A 14,828-nucleotide genomic window follows, 5' to 3' on the forward strand; every position below is an offset into this window, starting at 1 on the left:
TTGAGTTGGGCCCGCCTTACGCCGGTGCGGCCTCTGCCGCCGCCCGCTTCATGGTGTCGGCCAAGGCGGTGTAGGCGCCGATCCAGGCGGCCCTGACCTCCTCGGTGAAGGCTTCTCCCAGTCCTCTTTCCAGCGTCCAAATCAGAGCGGCGGCCACCGCGTCGTAATCGGCATCCTTGACGCCGTATCCGGCGTGGCGTCTGCCGAGCGCCTGCAGCGCCGGGACGAGCTGATCCCACCGCTGCAGTTCCTTGACCGCGGTGTCGATCATGTTCATCAGGCGTTGCCCCTGGGCGCGCATGTCGCCTTTGAACAAGGCCTTCAGTTCCGGTGAAACCTCGAACAGCCGGCGATAGAACATCTCCGCGGCTTGCGTCGAGATCGGGCGGACTTGCGCCCAGCTGGCTTGGACCAGATACAGCTCCTCGCGCGTCATGGATGGCGTCTCCTCTGTCGAGTCGATGGAAGTCGGGGATCGGAGCCTTTCCGGCTCGTACTCCGGATCACCGGGACGGCTACGCAGGATCCGTACCAAGGCGGAACGCGTTCATAACAAGCGGACACACAATGCTTTTCTCGCGAGGCGCCATCGGCCAGGCGGCCGCAAAATTTTGCGGTTCCACATTATTTTGGGACAAGGCCGCAAAATCTCGTGGTCCTGTGCTAGTCTGGAGCGCGGTTTCGGGACCGTCGCACCCGACCGCACGTCGAAAGGAGCCTCCGGCGATGCTGGGCTACCCGTTCAGGCCGATGCTGCAGGCGATCGAGGCCAAGGGCGGCGCGGCCGCCGTGGCCGAGGTGAAGCGACGGGCCGGCGTGCCGCCGGAACGGGTCTACCGGATGAGCGAGACCTATCCGGACGCGGAATGCCAGCGCCTGCTGGCCGCGGCGGGCGAGGTCCTGGCGCTGAGCGTGGAGGAGACCTGCGATCTCTGGGCGGCGGCCTTCCTGCAGGACACGCAGAAGCGCTTCCCCGCCTGGTACCGGATGTGCGCCGATTCCCGCGCGCTGCTCGAGTACCATCCCGAAATCCACAGCGGCTTTGCCGCGAGCCTCCGGGATCCGAAGGCCAGCCAGGCGGTCACGGACAAGTTCCGCCTCGAGAAGCTGGAGCAGGAGCTCGTCGTCCACTATCGCTCGCCCAATCGCCTCTGCAAGCTCTACCGCGCCCTGGCGCGCCGGGTGATCGCCCACTACGGCGACGAGGCCGACATCGAGGAGAGGCGATGCCAGCATCGTGGCGACCCCGAATGCGAGATTCGCATTCGTTGGATGCCCTAAGCTCGGAGAGTCCCATCATGCCGGATCGCGAAACCGCCGAAGACGCAAGGCTCCGCGCCCTGATCGAGCAGATCGCCGACCAGCTCTGCCTGACCGTCGGGGGCCAGTTCGACGTCCTGGTCACCATCGACGGCGAGGACGACACCGCCGAAAAGCTGCAGATGCTGACGAACTTCGTGCTCGCCACGGCCCGCCGCTCGATCGAGGAGGTCCAGAAGGTCAAGGACGAGCTGCAGGAGGAACTGGAAGAGCGCAAGCGGGTCGAGCAGCAGTGTGCCTATCTCCAGGAAGAGGTCGAGACCGCAAAGGCCTTGGGGCCCATGGTCGGCAAGAGCCTGGCCCTGAGGAACGTGCGGCAGCAGATCGATGTCGTGGCGCCGACCGACGCCAGCGTCCTGATCATCGGCGAGTCGGGAACCGGCAAGGAGCTGGTCGCGCGCGCCATTCACGCCGGCAGCCGGCGCAGGGACCAGCCCCTGGTCAGCGTCAACTGCGCGTCGATCCCGCGCGAGCTTTTTGAGAGCGAGTTCTTCGGCCATCTCAAGGGCGCCTTCACGGGCGCGGTGCGGGACCGCGTGGGCCGCTTCGAGCTGGCCGACGGCGGCACGCTCTTCCTCGACGAGGTCTCGGAGATCCCCCAGGCGCTGCAGAGCAAACTGCTGCGTGCGCTGCAGGAGGGCGAGTTCGAACGGGTCGGCGAGGCGAAGACCCGCAAGGTCGATGTCCGGATCATCGCCGCCACCAATCGCGACCTGGCGCGGGAAATGGACGACGACCGCTTTCGTCCGGATCTCTATTACCGCCTGAACGTCTTTCCGATCGAAGTCGCACCCCTGCGCCGGCGCAAGGACGACATTCCTCTCCTGGCGGGGCTCTTTCTGGAGCGCGCCTGCGCCAAGCTGAACCTGCCCCGATCGCGGCTCACCCCCGACGACCTCCGTCAGCTCGAGCACTACGACTGGCCCGGCAACGTCCGCGAGCTGCAGAACATCATCGAGCGGGCGGCCATCACGTCGCAAGGCGGTGCCCTGCGCTTTGCGCTGTCGCAGGACGCGCCGGCGCCGTCGCGCGCGCCGCCGCCGAGCGATCCTACGGCGGTCGTTTCCGAAGCGGAAATGAAGCGCCGGCAGCGGGACAACATGATGGCGGCGGTGCAGCGAGCGGGTGGCAAGATCTACGGCCAGGACGGTGCCGCGGCTCTGCTCGGCATCAAGCCGACGACCCTCGCGGCGCGCCTCGAGAAGCTGGGGTTGAAGGGGGCAAAGGCTTCTTAGCGGCGCCCTCGGCCGCAGCCGATGCGACAAGGTTCCCTAGGCATCCCCCGCCGTGCCATGATCCTGCGCCTGTCCGGCGCGACCGAGGCGTTACGGGGGTAGGGAGAGAAAAACGGTGACGGCGGATATCGCCTACGTCTTCGGCGTGCTCGCCATCGCCATCGTGCTCTTCGCCAGCGGCAGGGTCCGCCTTGACGTCGTGGCCCTGCTGGTCGTCTTCGCTCTCGTTCTCGGCGAGGTCGTGACCCTGCGCGAAGCGCTCGCCGGCTTCAGCGATTCGGTGATCCTGATGATCGCCGGCCTCTTCATCGTCGGCGAGGCCTTGGTGACCACCGGGATCGCCTTCGCCATCGGCGAATGGCTGATGCGCATCGGCGGCGCCAGCGAGACGCGCCTGCTCGTCTTGCTGATGCTGGTGGTCGGCTGCGTCGGTGCCTTCATGAGCTCGACCGGCATCGTCGCGCTCTTCCTGCCGGTCGTGCTCAGCATCTCGGCCAAGACCGGCTACCCCAAGACCCGCCTCCTGATGCCGCTGTCCTTCGCCGCCCTGGTCAGCGGCATGATGACCCTGATCGCGACGCCGCCGAACCTGGTCGTCAGCGCCAAGTTGCAGGAGCAAGGTCTGGAACCCTTCGGCTTCTTCGACTTCACGCCGATCGGCATTGCCGTTCTCGTCGTCGGCACGCTCTACATGCTCCTCATCGGTCGCAGGCTGCTCTCGGCCGGCCATCCCGAGGACCGGGGACGACAAGACGAGATGACCATCGAAGCCCTGATCGATCGCTATGGATTGAGGGACCGCTTTCTGCGCCTGCGCGTTCCCGCCGGCTCGCCGCTGGTCGGCCATGCCGTCGGGGCGGTCGAGCTGCGCACGGTGTTCGACATCGCCGCCGTCGCGATTGAACGTCGCAGGGGGCGTCAGTACGTGATCAAACCGGTCCTTCCCCATTCGGAGCTTCGGGCCGGCGACGTTGTCTATGCGGTCGGGACGGAAGCGGCCGCGGCGCATTTCATTTCCGATCAAGGCCTCGAGCGCCTGTCGATGGAGACCGCCCCGCTCCGGGACATCCAGCGGGAGCTGGGCTTGGCCGAGGTGATGATTTCGCCGGACTCGAATCTCGTCGACCAGACCCTCCGGGACGCCGAGTTCCGTTCCCGGCATCGCGTGACCGTGCTGGCGATCCGCCGCGGCGGCGCGCCGATCGAGGCAAGCTTCGCGGAGGAGGCCCTGGAGGTCGGCGACACCTTGCTGGTCGGCGGCGGGTGGAAGGACCTGGGCCTCCTTCAGGCTGAGAAGAAGGACATGGTCCTGCTCAACCTGCCCATCGAGCGCGAGGACTTCGCGCCGGCGCGCCGCCGGGCGCCCTGGGCGCTCGGCATCCTGGTCGCGATGATCGCGACCATGACCTTGGGTCTGATCCCCAACGCCATCGCCGTCCTCATGGCGGCCTTGGCAATGGTCGCGGCCCGTTGCCTGACCATGGAAGCCGCCTACAAGGTGATCAACTGGCCAAGCCTGGTCCTGGTCGCCGGCATGCTGCCCCTGGCGACGGCCCTGATGAACACCGGGGCGACGGATCTCATCGTTGACAGTCTGGTTACCTTGTTCGGCGACTACGGTCCAACGGTGATGATGAGCGGACTCTTTCTCATGACCGCGGTTCTGGGGCTGTTCATCTCCAACACCGCGACCGCCGTGCTCCTGGCGCCCATCGCCATCGGGATTGCCGGCGACATGGGGGTGGCGCCCTATCCCTTCGCGATGACCGTGGCCGTGGCGGCTTCCGCGGCCTTCATGACGCCTGTCTCGACGCCGGTGAACACCCTGGTCGTGGCCCCGGGCGGCTACACCTTCAAGGACTTCGCGAAGGTCGGCATCCCTATGACCCTCCTGGTCATGGTCGTCGCCGACCTGCTGATCCCGCTGCTGTTTCCGTTTTAGGATCCTGTCCGGGTCCGGCCACCGGTCTCGTCGAGCCACTCCATCGTCCGGTTCTCGAGAAAGTCGTAGAAGGGATTGTGCCTCAGGCGCAGCAAGCGGTCGGATGAGAACAGCAGGAGCCCCAGCTCGCCCTGGAGGTTGATTTGCCCGAGGAACACGAGCTCGCCGTCTGCAGGCGCACGCCGGCCGTAGAGGGGATCGTCCGGGGGAAAGGGCAGGGCCACGTGGGACAGCGAGATCAAGCCCAAGGGCCAGGAGAGCCCGAGCGGCTCGGTCACCGAGGCCGTCGAAAGCGTTGCCTTGCGCCGGCTGACCACGGCATCGGTCCCCGGGTCAATATTGGTGACGAGGACCAGTTCGAAGGGCAGGCTCTCGTTCCCCATCAGCCGTTCGATCAGCGGGCTCGGGTCGGAGATCAGCAGGGTCGACTTGGCGCTCTTGCGGTTGATGTCGAAGAGGACGAGTTCGTGGTCGCCAGGCGCCAGGTGCTCGAGCAGATTGTCGACCACGGCGTCGACCGAGACCGTCGCATCGACGCTCGACAGGAAGATCAAGGTCGGCGGAAAGCCCTCGATCGGCCCGGGCTCCGCCAGGGCCTCGACGCGCTCGGCGAGGGAGACCGTCAGTCGGCGAACCTGCACGATGGAATTGGTCGTGAAGGAGTTGTACTTGAAGGGATCGAACTCCGGCACGACGTCCGCCCAGGCGAAGCTTTCCAGGCCGGGCAGGGCTGCCAGGCGGGCCTTCCACTTGGCCAGCGTCGCCAACGGGCTGATGCCGATTGCCGGGGACACGAGGGTCAGGCTGGCCGGCGGCGGCGCGACGACCCCCGCCATGGCGTCCAGTCCGTATTCGACGGCCAGGGCGGAGCCGGTCGAATAGCCGATCATGTGGACCGGGCCGTCTCCGACCTTGGATGCAAGGTGCGCCATGCCCAGCCGCACCGCCGCGGTGGTGTCTTCCCAGCTTGCGGCCAAGAGCCCCGAGGGAATGGTCCCGTGGCCGGGCAGGCGGAGCCCGAGCACCCAGTAGCCCTGTCGGTTCAAGGCCTCGCCGATGGCCCGCAGACTGTAGGGCCCATCGGACCTGCCATGGAGCAGAAGCACGCCGCCCGCGGGCCGATCTGCGCTGAGCTCGAAGCTGCGGTTCCAGTTGGTCTCGCGGCGCCGCGGGTCCGCGGCGCTGCCGGCGCTGTAGCGGACCAGGTCGTTGGCCGGTCCGGTGTCGACCCGCGCGACGACCTGCCGCTCCAGTTGCGCGAAGAGCTCGTCCTCAAGCCGCCGATAGTCCTCGAAGCTGCGAATCTCCTCCGCCCGATCCAGCGTGAACTCGGCGTCCAGCCTCTCGGTATGCCAGAGCTGCAGGTCCGGTCTGCCGGGCGCCACCAGGTTGTGCATCACCACGGCTCCGAGTGCGAAGGCGACACCGCCGAAAGAGAGAACCAGTGCCGCACGTCCGAGCAGTGAGAGGGCAGATCTCATGCTTGCTTCCTCCGAACGCGAGATGGACCGCTATCGGCCACGGGTCAGGACCCAATAGAGCTTGCCGTCCGGTGTTTCGACCTTGTACAGCAGCCGGCTGCGGGGCAGACCCGGGTTGGTCAAACGCAGGAACAGGTCGTCGAAGAACTCCGGCGTCTCGAGGCTGAAGTTATGGAAGTTGCGTGTGCGGTTTACCGGGGTGACGTCCACCAGGGTGATCAACTGGCTGTCGGGCTCGATAAGATCCACGACCTGGATTGCCTCTTCCAGCTGATCCACGTCCAAGGTGCTCTCGCCGCGCCGCCGCCCCCAATTGACGATGCGGCTCATCAGCAGGGCCCGGTCGTTCGAGGAGACGTAGACCGTCAACTGATCGGCGAGGGCGCTGATTTCCCGCTTGAAGCGCTGATCGAAGGCGTCCCGGTCGACATCCGGCGCGGTCAGGATCACGTGCTCGATCTCGGTCTCCGCATCGGCCAGGTCCGCCTGCTTCGACAGCAGGCTGAAGGCGTCGGTCACCACCTGGGCCCCCATGCTGTTGGCGACGAGCCAGAGGCGTTCGGGCCGGACATCGCGGATGACCATCTCGATGGCGGCGGCAAGTTCAGCGCCGGACTCCTTGGCCACCCGTTGCGCGCGACGGTAGCCGCGCAGCGAGGTCCCCTGGTTGCCAGGCCAGTCGAAGACCAGCACCGGGGTGTTGATATCCAGGACATGGCCCAGAAACGCCGTCTTGCGCAGGGCCGAGGGGAAGGCCTCCCGGAAGCCGTGCACGACGACGAGCACCGAGCGGTAGGGCGATGCCTGGACCTGATCCCGCAGTTGCGCGACGAAGGCCGCCCGCTCCACGGTCGCCACGTCCTGCAGGTTGATGGCCTTGTTCTGGAACCACTCGGTGGGATTGATGATCATGCCGATGCCCAAGGTCGGCTTGATCCTCGTGTCGAAGGACCCGAAGGTGAGCGCATCCGATACTTCGATGCCGAAGCGCTCCTCCACCGCTTCGCCCTCGGCCTTCGAACGACGATTGGTGACGAAGAAGAACCTGTAGACTCCCCGCTCGGCCAGCTGGGCGACCGTCATGCGTCGGAACACGAAGGTCTCGGCGCGCTCCAGGGCGGCTTCCAGGTCGAGAAAGACGACCATGTAGAGCCAGATCCCGAGCGCCAGCACGAGAAGCGAGATCGCCGCCAGAGCGAGCCACAGCCGCCGTTTCAGCACTGCCATCGTCTTCGACTACTTCCGCTTCCGCCGGTCCTGACTTGTCCTGATGGTGGCAGCGTCACCAGCCATTGATCCTGGTCCAGACGGTCTTCGGTTCGCCGTCCTCTAGGACCTGGTAAGCCGGATAGGCGGCGGCGCTGCCGGCGCTGTAGCGGACCAGGTCGTTGGCCGGTCCAGTGTCGACCCGCGCGACGACCTGCCGGTCCAACTGCGCGAAGAGCGCGTCCTCCAGCCGCCGATAGTCCTCGAAGCTGCGGATTTCCTCGGCCCGTTCGGCCGTGAACTCAGCGTCCAGCCTCTCTGTGTGCCAGAGCTGCAGCTCCGGTCTGCTGGGCGCGGCAAGGTTGTGCATCACCACGGCCCCCAGTGCGAAGGCGACACCGCCGAAAGAGAGAACCAGAGCCGCACGTCCGAGCAGCGAGATGGCAGATCTCATCTTCGCTTTCTCCCAACGCGAGACGGACCGCTATCGACCACGGGTGAGAACCCAGTAGGTCTTGCCGTCGGGCGTCAGGACCTTGTAGAGAAGCCGGCTGCGGGGCAGACCGGGGTTGGTCAGGCGCAGGAACAAATCGTCGAAGAACTCCGGCATGTCGAGGCCGAAGTTGTGGAAATTGCGGGTGCGGTTGACCGGGGTGACGTCCACCAGATTGATCAGCTCGCCGCCAGGTTCCATAATGTCCACAACGTTGATCGCCTCTTCCAGCTGTTTCGGTCCCAGGGGGGTCTCTTCGCGACGCCGTCCCCAGTTGACGATTCGGCTCAGCAGGAGGGCTCGATCGTTGGAGGAGAGGTAGACTGTCAGATGATCGGCCAGGGCCTGGAGCTCCTGCTTGAAACGCTGGTCGAACTCCTCGCTATCGACATCGGGCCCGGTCAAGATCACGTCTTCGAATTCGGCTTCCGCGTCGGCCATATCCGCCTGCTGGTAGAGCAGGCTGAAAGCATCGGCCACAACCCGGGCGCCCATGCCGTTCGCGATGAGCCACAGGCGTTCGGGTTGGATGTCGCTGATGATCAGCTCGATCGTGGTTGCGAGCTCCGCCCCGGACGCCTTGGCCACCATTTCCGCGCCGCGCCGATACCCATCCCGCGAAGTGCCCTGGTTGCCGGGCCAGTCGAACAGGAGTACCGGGGTGTTTATGTCCAGGACGTGGCCCAGGAACGCCGTCTTGCGAAGGGCCGAGGGGAAGCGCTCCCGGAACCCGTGCAAGACGATCAACATGGATCGGTAGGGCGATGCTTCGACCAGCTCTCGCATCTGCTCGACAAAAGCCGCCCGCTCCAGAACCTTAGCGTCCTGCAACTTGATCGCCTTGTTCTGGAACCAGTCGGTGGGATTGATGATCATGCTGATGCCCAAGTTCGGCTCAATCCTGGTGTCATAGGATCCGAAGGTCACTGCGTCTTCTCGCTCGCGCCCAAAGCGGTCTTCCACCGACCCGTCCTGGACCTCCGAACGACGATTGGTCGCGAAGAAGAAGCGGTGGTCTCCCTGCTCCGCCAACTTGGCCACCGTCATGCGCCGAAACTCGAAGGTCTCGGCGCGCCGTAAGGCAGATTCCAGGTCCAGGAATACGACCATGTAGAGCCAGATCCCGAGCGCGAGTAGCGAGATCGCCCCGAGAGCGAGCCAAAGCGGCCGTTTCAAGACGGACATGGTCTTCGACTACTCCCGCTTCCACCAGTCCGGCAGAGTCATCATGCTAGCATCTTCACCAGCCGTTGATCCGGGTCCAGACGGTCTTCGGCTCGCCGTCCTCTAGGACCTGGTAAGCCGGATAGGCGGCGGCGGTGAAGCAGGCGTGGTTGGGCAGGACGCGGACCAGGGTGCCGACCGGCAGGCGGTCGTACCAGGCCGGATCGGGGACCGCGATGCGGCCGTGCTCCTGGCTGACGCCGATCACAGCGAGCCCCGGCAGCCGCTTGCCGTCGGCGTCGCAGACGTAGCCGAAGCCGGCATCGGGCAGGAAGGTATTGGCGCCGAGATCCTTGGACAGGGCCAGGCCGCCGGCGTCGATCAGGACCGTGCCCGCCGCCCGGTTGTGGCCGATGACGCTGGCCAGGACCGAGAGCGCCAGGTCGTCCGGCCCGCAGACGCCGCGGCCGAGCTGGTCCAGGTCGAAGAAGACGTGGACCCCGCAGCGCACCTCGGTGACGCCAGTCAGGTCCTGGGCGAAGGCCACGGTCGGGGTCGAGCCGAGGCTGACGATGTCGACGGCATGGCCGGCAGCGCGCAGGCGCTGCGACGCCCGGACCACCGCGGCCCGTTCCTCCTCGGCGATCTTGGCGATCTCGGCCGGGTCCTTGGTCCCGTAGGACTGGCCGGCGTGGGTCATCACCCCGCGCAGGGTGATCCTGGGGCAGGTGCCGAGAACCTGAGCGACGCTCAGCAGCTCCTCGCTCTCCGGCGACAGACCGGCGCGGCGGTCGCCACAGTCGATCTCGATCAGGAACTCTAGGTCGACCTCTTCGCCCTCGGCGTAGGCCGCCGCCGCCTCGGCCAGAGCGAGGTTGTCGGTGACCAGCTTCAGCCCTGTGCCGTACTCGAGCATGACCCGCACGGCCCGGGCCAGCTTGTTCGGAGACAGGCCGACCGCATAGAGGATGTCCTTGAAGCCGGCGCCGGCGAAGTACTCGGCCTCGGCCAGGGTCGAAACCGTGATCGGCGCCCCGGCTTCCGGGTCGGTGACACGCCGCGCGACCTCGATCGACTTGGCGGTCTTGAGGTGCGGGCGCAGGGTGACGCCGTGCCGCTTCGCGATCTCCAGGAAGCGCCGGGCGTTGGCCTCCATCACGGCGCGGTCCAGCAGAAGGCAGGGAGTCTCCAGGGACTCCAGGGTCATGGCTGGCTCCCCCGTTTGCTGCATATCCCCCGGTGCATATCTCCTGTATAGCGCACTTGGACCGCCGGGATAGAGCGAAAGCGGGCGGCAAGGGCGCGGCGCGGCGCGGCGGGAGGTCTCGCCGACCCGGGCCTTTCGGCGCTAGTCTGCGCTCGGTGGAATCGGGCGAGGGCGCGTCGAGCGATGAAGACTTGCGATTTCCTGGTGGTGGGCGGCGGCATCGCCGGCGCCTCGGCGGCGTACGAGCTGGCGGCCGGCGGCACGGTGGTCCTGCTGGAGCGCGAGGACCGGCCCGGCTACCACAGCAGCGGCCGCTCGGCCGCCCAGTTCATCGAGACCTACGGCAACGCCAGCGTTCGGGCGCTGACCCGGGCCAGCCGGCCCTTCTACGAAGCGCCGCCGGAGGCTTTCGCGGGCCAGCCCCTGCTGAGTCCCCGTCCGCTGCTCTTCATCGCCCGGGCGGACCAGCGCGCGGCCCTCGCCGCGCACATTGCCGAGGTCAAGCCGCAGGCCGCCGCGCTGGAGGAACTCGACGGTCCCCAGGCCGAAGCCCTGGTCCCGGTGCTGCGGCCCGGCTATGCCGCCGCCGCGGTGCTTGAGCCGGGGTCCAGCGACATCGACGTCCACGCCCTGCACCAGGGCTACCTGGCAGCCTTCAAGCGGCGCGGCGGTGAGCTGGGCCTCAAGGCAGAGGTCGCCGGACTGGCCCGCGAAAACGGGGCCTGGCGGATCGAGGCCGGCGGCGAGACCTATCACGCCGCGGTGGTCATCAACGCCGCCGGGGCCTGGGGCGACGAGCTCGCGGCCCTGGCCGGCGCGGCGCCGGTCGGCCTGGTCCCCAAGCGGCGCACGGCCGTGACCTTCGATCCGCCGGCCGGCCTCGATCCCGCCCCCTGGCCCCTGGTCGCCGACGTCGAGGAGGACTTCTACTTCAAGTCCGAGGCCGGCCGGATCCTGGCCTCGCCGGCCGACGAGACGCCGAGCCCGCCCTGCGACGCCCAGCCGGAGGAGCTCGACGTCGCGATCGTCATGGACCGCCTGGAAAAGGCGACCACCTTGGCGCCGCGCCGCCTGGCCCACCGCTGGGCGGGCCTGCGCAGCTTCGTCGCCGACAAGTCCTTGGTGATCGGCATGGACGACCGGGTCGAGGGCTTCTTCTGGCTGCTCGGCCAGGGCGGCTACGGCTTCCAGACCGCCCCCGCCGCCGCCCGCGCTGCCGCCGGCTTGTTGCTGGAGGGTGCGCTCCCGGCCGACATCGCCGCCGAAGGCGTCACCGCCGAGGAGCTCGCACCGACCCGGCTGCGCAGCTGAAGCCTCTCCCGCCGGGTGAGGGGTCAGGCCGCGTCGTGGAAGATGATGCCGAGGGTGTGGCGGCGGCCGCAGCGCAGGCGGCTGACGCCGTGGCGCAGCTTGACCCGGTAGGGGCCGCGGCCGCCCTGGACCGGGCGCTCGTTGACGGCGAAGATCACGGCCTCGCCCCGAACCAGCGGCACGACCTCGGCGCGGGACTGCATCCGGGGGCGCTGCTCGGTCAGGACGAACTCGCCGCCCTCGAAGTCCATGCCGGGCCGATCGAGCAGGACGGCGAGCTGCAGCGGGAAGGCCAGGTCGCCGTAGAGGTCCTGGTGCAGGCAGTTATAGTCGCCCGTCCCGTAGCGCAGGAGCAGCGGCGTGGGGCGCTCCTGGCCGGCGGCGTGGCAAGCGGCGAGGAAGTCCGCCAATTGCTCTGGATAGCGCTGCGCCTGCCCGGTGACCTCCATCCAGCGGTTGGCCAGGGGCACGATGCGGGAGTAGGCGGCCTGGCGCAGGTCCTCGACCAGGCCGGGAAGGGGATAGCGGAAATAGCGGTACTCGCCGGAGCCGAAGCCGTGCCGCTTCATCACCACGGTGCTGCGGTAGAGCGCGTCGTCGTCGTAGACGGCCGCCAGTTCGCGGCATTCGGCCTCGGTCAGAAGGGGGCCGGTCAGGCCGTAGCCCCGGTCGTCGATCTCGGCGGTGATCCGCTCCCAGTCGAGGGCCGCGACCCGTTCGCCGATGCGGTGCGGCCGGCGGGCTCGCTGGCGCCTGGCGTCGGGTCCCTGGTCGGGGCGGCAGCGCTTGCAGGGCCGGAAGCCGGCCCGCTCGGCCGCCTCCCTGCTGTCGTAGAAGGTGATGTTGGCGCGGTGCGGCAAGCGGGCCGGGCAGGAGGGCTGGCAATAGATGCCTGTGGTCCGAACGGCGGTCCAGAAGTGGCCCTCCGCCGCTGCTGATCCGGCCTGGACCGCGGCCCAGCGCGCGGTATCGCTGGAGAAGTCTTCCGCCGTCTCCTCGATCTCTCTCGCACTTTCCATGGCGACCACTCCTGCAGCGAAGCCTGTGCGCCACAATAGCCTTTGGCGGGAGAGCTTTCCGTCCGAAGTTTGCGCTCCCGCCGCGCTCTTCAGTCGTCCGGCAGCGGGATGAACTCGCTCTCCCCCGGCACGGGATCGAAGCGGCCCTCCTTCCAGTCGGCCTTGGCCTGCTCGATGCGTTCCTTGGAGCTGGAGACGAAGTTCCACCAGATGTGCCGCTCCCCGTCCATCGCTGCGCCGCCCAGCAGCATCACACGGGACTCTGTCTCGGCTTTCAGCGCGACCTCGGCCCCGGCTGCGAATACCGCCATCTGCCCGACCTTCAGGGACCGGCCCGCCACGGTCACAGCGCCCTCGGCGACGTGGGCCGCTCGCTCTTCGTACTCCGATGGCAGAGTCAGGGAACTCCCGGCCGGCATCTCGGCAGCCAGGTAGAAGGTCGGCGAAAAGACCTTCACCGGCGAGGTCTCGCCGTAGGCGCTGCCGGCGATGAGGCGCAGCCGGACACCGTCGATCTCCAGGGCCGGCAGGGTCTCGCCCCCGTGGTGGTGGAAGCTCGGCTCGGTTTCCTCGTGGCTCTGCGGCAGGGCGACCCAGGACTGGATGGCGTGCAGGGTCAGATCCCGGTCGCGGGCGTCCGGGCTGCTGCGCTCGGAATGCACGATGCCGCGGCCGGCGGTCATCCAGTTGACGTCGCCCGGGCGGACCTGCTGGGCGAAGCCCAGGCTGTCGCGGTGCATCAGTTCGCCCTCGAAGAGGTAAGTCACGGTCGCCAGGCCGATGTGCGGGTGGGGCCGCACGTCGATCCCTTTCCCGGCCGCAAAGACCGCCGGCCCCAGGTGATCGTAGAACACGAAGGGTCCGACCATGCGCCGCTTGGCGAAGGGCAGGATCCGTCGTACCTCGAAGCCGCCCAGATCCCGCGACCGCGGCTCGATGATCATCGCAATGGGATTGTCCATCATTCCAATCAACACCTTCGACTTAAGACTGCGTCGCGGCCTCGCACGATCAGTCGGGTTCGTCCTCGGAAGGCGACCAGTCGGTGACAACCTGGAATGCCGCCTCGCAGCTCTCGCGTTCGAAGACGGAACCCACGGGCGCCTCGAAGATCATGGCCAGGCTGTCGTCGCCTTCGATCAGTTTCCAAATCGGTACGAGCTGGATTCTCTTCGGATCATTCAGTTCCTCGTCGCTTTCGCTGCCGGCAAAGACGCGCCAACCGCTGTCCTGCTCGCGGTCGGTGGCCTCGCGGTAGAGAAAACGAACACAGCCCCCGTCCTCCAAGACGCGCTCGGAGACGAAAGCCAGCTTCGCGCCTTCGCCGAAATAGCGGTCCTGGACCTTGCGCATTCTGGAGACCGTCTGCTCCGAACCCAGCAGGACTCTGACCCGAGCCAGCCGGTCGGAGGCATCGTAGTCAGCGTAGACCTCGAAGAGGCCGTCGCCCCAGGTGGTCATGAAGAGGCAGAGCTCGGCCTCGCCGAGGCGCAGGACGCCGGACTCGGTATCGCTGCGCCGGACTTGGCTCATCAGGCGCCAGTGATGCGAATGCGGCCGGAGGTCGACCGCGTAGAGCCAGTCGTTTTGCGCCTTCAGACCTTGGAGCTGTCGGGCCCGCTCGCGGGCCGTCCCCTCGTCCAGGTCCGACCAACCGAAATGGCCGTCTTGGTCCGGACCGGGCGGGGCTTCGGCAGCCTCAGCCGCTGCCGCCGCGTCACGCCCCCAGAAGACGACGTCCGCGAGGCCATCCAAGCTGTCGTCGTGCACCCAGCCGCCGAGGGATTCGACGTCGGCGAGGATCAGCCGAGCCTCGTCGACCGCGGCGTAACCGCGGAACTCGGAGCGGAGGATCTCCGCGTCCGGCCGCAGCTCGACATAGACCTCCTGCCAGCGGCCGGCGAACTCCTCGTCCTCGGACCGGCGGCGGCCCATGACCGGCAGCACGGCGTCCTTCGGCAGGCCCGGCGCGACCGCGGCCCAGACGCCGTGAAAGGTGATCCCGTTCTCGACCACGCCGTTCTCGAGATACTGGTCGACTCTCGCGCGATGGCTGACCCTCTGGTCCAGCGGCACGAGCTGCGCCTGAAAACCCCGGTCTCGGCAGAGGGACTCGAAGTCGGCCTTGAACTCTTCGAGGCTCGCACCGGGGACGTCGTAGGCGTAGAGCGGATGGGCGCTGCGATCGAAGGCGAGGCCCGCCGCGCGCGCGTCGGGGCCCTCGAGCCGGAAGTCGCGGGCCGCTTCAGCGCTCGCTCGTGCCTCTTCACTGTTCAGATGGTGGGGCGGCAGCACGGGATCCCGGTCATGGTTCCAGAGGTTCAGAAGGCCGCCGTCGAGCACCAGAAGGATCCCGCTCGGCACCCGGATCCGGCCCAGCCGTTCCGGCGGATCGAGGCGCAGACGTGTCATGGCAGTCTCCTTCTGAAAGCGCCTCGGGTCACCCTACG

The 14,828-nt window shown here is 67.5% G+C and carries 13 protein-coding genes; 4 read left to right on the forward strand and 9 right to left on the reverse strand.

Features of this window, described 5'->3' with window-relative positions:
* Nucleotides 1-16 precede the first annotated feature (16 nt).
* Nucleotides 17-436: a globin family protein gene (locus QNJ30_00195; protein ID MDJ0941855.1), complete on the reverse strand. Its 420-nt coding sequence runs from the start codon at nt 434-436 to the stop codon at nt 17-19.
* Between the two features lie 290 nt (nt 437-726).
* On the opposite strand from QNJ30_00195, the gene QNJ30_00200 reads away from it, so the two are divergent.
* The 3 genes from QNJ30_00200 to QNJ30_00210 all read left to right on the forward strand — a co-directional run bounded on the left by QNJ30_00200 (nt 727) and on the right by QNJ30_00210 (nt 4,497).
* Nucleotides 727-1,281, forward strand: coding sequence for a heme NO-binding domain-containing protein (locus tag QNJ30_00200; protein MDJ0941856.1), 555 nt, complete (start codon nt 727-729; stop codon nt 1,279-1,281).
* A 17-nt stretch (nt 1,282-1,298) separates the two neighbouring features.
* Entirely contained in the window at nt 1,299-2,555 is a 1,257-nt protein-coding gene (locus QNJ30_00205; GenBank protein MDJ0941857.1) for a sigma 54-interacting transcriptional regulator, read from the forward strand.
* 115 nt (nt 2,556-2,670) lie between these two features.
* On the forward strand, nt 2,671-4,497 hold the full coding sequence (locus QNJ30_00210; GenBank protein MDJ0941858.1) for an SLC13 family permease: 1,827 nt from the start codon (nt 2,671-2,673) through the stop codon (nt 4,495-4,497).
* On the opposite strand, the gene QNJ30_00215 is transcribed toward QNJ30_00210, so the two are convergent.
* The 5 genes from QNJ30_00215 to QNJ30_00235 form a co-directional block, all read right to left on the reverse strand.
* Nucleotides 4,494-5,978 carry an alpha/beta hydrolase gene (locus QNJ30_00215; GenBank protein MDJ0941859.1) on the reverse strand — a complete coding sequence of 495 codons (1,485 nt, stop codon included), beginning with the start codon at nt 5,976-5,978 and terminating at the stop codon, nt 4,494-4,496. The two genes, QNJ30_00210 and QNJ30_00215, sit on opposite strands and share 4 nt — an antisense overlap.
* A 30-nt stretch (nt 5,979-6,008) precedes the next feature.
* The gene (locus QNJ30_00220; GenBank protein MDJ0941860.1) at nt 6,009-7,205 is read right to left on the reverse strand and encodes an alpha/beta fold hydrolase; all 1,197 of its coding nucleotides are present in this window, start codon (nt 7,203-7,205) and stop codon (nt 6,009-6,011) included.
* A 55-nt stretch (nt 7,206-7,260) separates the two neighbouring features.
* Entirely contained in the window at nt 7,261-7,638 is a 378-nt protein-coding gene (locus tag QNJ30_00225; protein ID MDJ0941861.1) for a hypothetical protein, read from the reverse strand.
* Between the two features lie 30 nt (nt 7,639-7,668).
* On the reverse strand, nt 7,669-8,787 hold the full coding sequence (locus QNJ30_00230; protein ID MDJ0941862.1) for an alpha/beta hydrolase: 1,119 nt from the start codon (nt 8,785-8,787) through the stop codon (nt 7,669-7,671).
* 130 nt (nt 8,788-8,917) lie between these two features.
* Nucleotides 8,918-10,048 (reverse strand): alanine racemase, encoded by a 1,131-nt coding sequence (locus QNJ30_00235; protein MDJ0941863.1) that lies wholly within the window; start codon nt 10,046-10,048, stop codon nt 8,918-8,920.
* A 183-nt stretch (nt 10,049-10,231) separates the two neighbouring features.
* On the opposite strand from QNJ30_00235, the gene QNJ30_00240 reads away from it, so the two are divergent.
* Nucleotides 10,232-11,359, forward strand: coding sequence for an FAD-binding oxidoreductase (locus tag QNJ30_00240; GenBank protein ID MDJ0941864.1), 1,128 nt, complete (start codon nt 10,232-10,234; stop codon nt 11,357-11,359).
* Between the two features lie 23 nt (nt 11,360-11,382).
* On the opposite strand, the gene QNJ30_00245 is transcribed toward QNJ30_00240, so the two are convergent.
* From QNJ30_00245 to QNJ30_00255, 3 genes are all read right to left on the reverse strand, one after another.
* A complete protein-coding gene (locus QNJ30_00245) occupies nt 11,383-12,378 on the reverse strand; it encodes a 2OG-Fe(II) oxygenase (protein MDJ0941865.1) in 996 nt (331 codons plus the stop codon).
* An 89-nt stretch (nt 12,379-12,467) separates the two neighbouring features.
* On the reverse strand, nt 12,468-13,343 hold the full coding sequence (locus QNJ30_00250; GenBank protein MDJ0941866.1) for a pirin family protein: 876 nt from the start codon (nt 13,341-13,343) through the stop codon (nt 12,468-12,470).
* A gap of 46 nt (nt 13,344-13,389) precedes the next feature.
* Nucleotides 13,390-14,790 (reverse strand): DUF2185 domain-containing protein, encoded by a 1,401-nt coding sequence (locus QNJ30_00255; GenBank protein ID MDJ0941867.1) that lies wholly within the window; start codon nt 14,788-14,790, stop codon nt 13,390-13,392.
* Between the last annotated feature and the right edge of the window lie 38 nt (nt 14,791-14,828).

The sequence above is a fragment of the Kiloniellales bacterium genome, from assembly GCA_030066685.1.
In the GTDB taxonomy this organism is placed as follows: Bacteria; Pseudomonadota; Alphaproteobacteria; order Kiloniellales; family JAKSBE01; genus JAKSBE01.

What these genes read in the sequence shown, in the direction of transcription:
- QNJ30_00195 (MDJ0941855.1), bottom strand. Translation starts at nt 436, where the DNA reads ATGACGCGCGAGGAGCTGTATCTGGTCCAAGCCAGCTGGGCGCAAGTC.
- QNJ30_00200 (MDJ0941856.1), top strand. Translation starts at nt 727, where the DNA reads ATGCTGGGCTACCCGTTCAGGCCGATGCTGCAGGCGATCGAGGCCAAG.
- QNJ30_00205 (MDJ0941857.1), top strand. Translation starts at nt 1,299, where the DNA reads ATGCCGGATCGCGAAACCGCCGAAGACGCAAGGCTCCGCGCCCTGATC.
- QNJ30_00215 (MDJ0941859.1), bottom strand. Translation starts at nt 5,978, where the DNA reads ATGAGATCTGCCCTCTCACTGCTCGGACGTGCGGCACTGGTTCTCTCT.
- QNJ30_00220 (MDJ0941860.1), bottom strand. Translation starts at nt 7,205, where the DNA reads ATGGCAGTGCTGAAACGGCGGCTGTGGCTCGCTCTGGCGGCGATCTCG.
- QNJ30_00225 (MDJ0941861.1), bottom strand. Translation starts at nt 7,638, where the DNA reads ATGAGATCTGCCATCTCGCTGCTCGGACGTGCGGCTCTGGTTCTCTCT.
- QNJ30_00230 (MDJ0941862.1), bottom strand. Translation starts at nt 8,787, where the DNA reads ATGGTCGTATTCCTGGACCTGGAATCTGCCTTACGGCGCGCCGAGACC.
- QNJ30_00235 (MDJ0941863.1), bottom strand. Translation starts at nt 10,048, where the DNA reads ATGACCCTGGAGTCCCTGGAGACTCCCTGCCTTCTGCTGGACCGCGCC.
- QNJ30_00240 (MDJ0941864.1), top strand. Translation starts at nt 10,232, where the DNA reads ATGAAGACTTGCGATTTCCTGGTGGTGGGCGGCGGCATCGCCGGCGCC.
- QNJ30_00245 (MDJ0941865.1), bottom strand. Translation starts at nt 12,378, where the DNA reads ATGGAAAGTGCGAGAGAGATCGAGGAGACGGCGGAAGACTTCTCCAGC.
- QNJ30_00250 (MDJ0941866.1), bottom strand. Translation starts at nt 13,343, where the DNA reads ATGATGGACAATCCCATTGCGATGATCATCGAGCCGCGGTCGCGGGAT.
- QNJ30_00255 (MDJ0941867.1), bottom strand. Translation starts at nt 14,790, where the DNA reads ATGACACGTCTGCGCCTCGATCCGCCGGAACGGCTGGGCCGGATCCGG.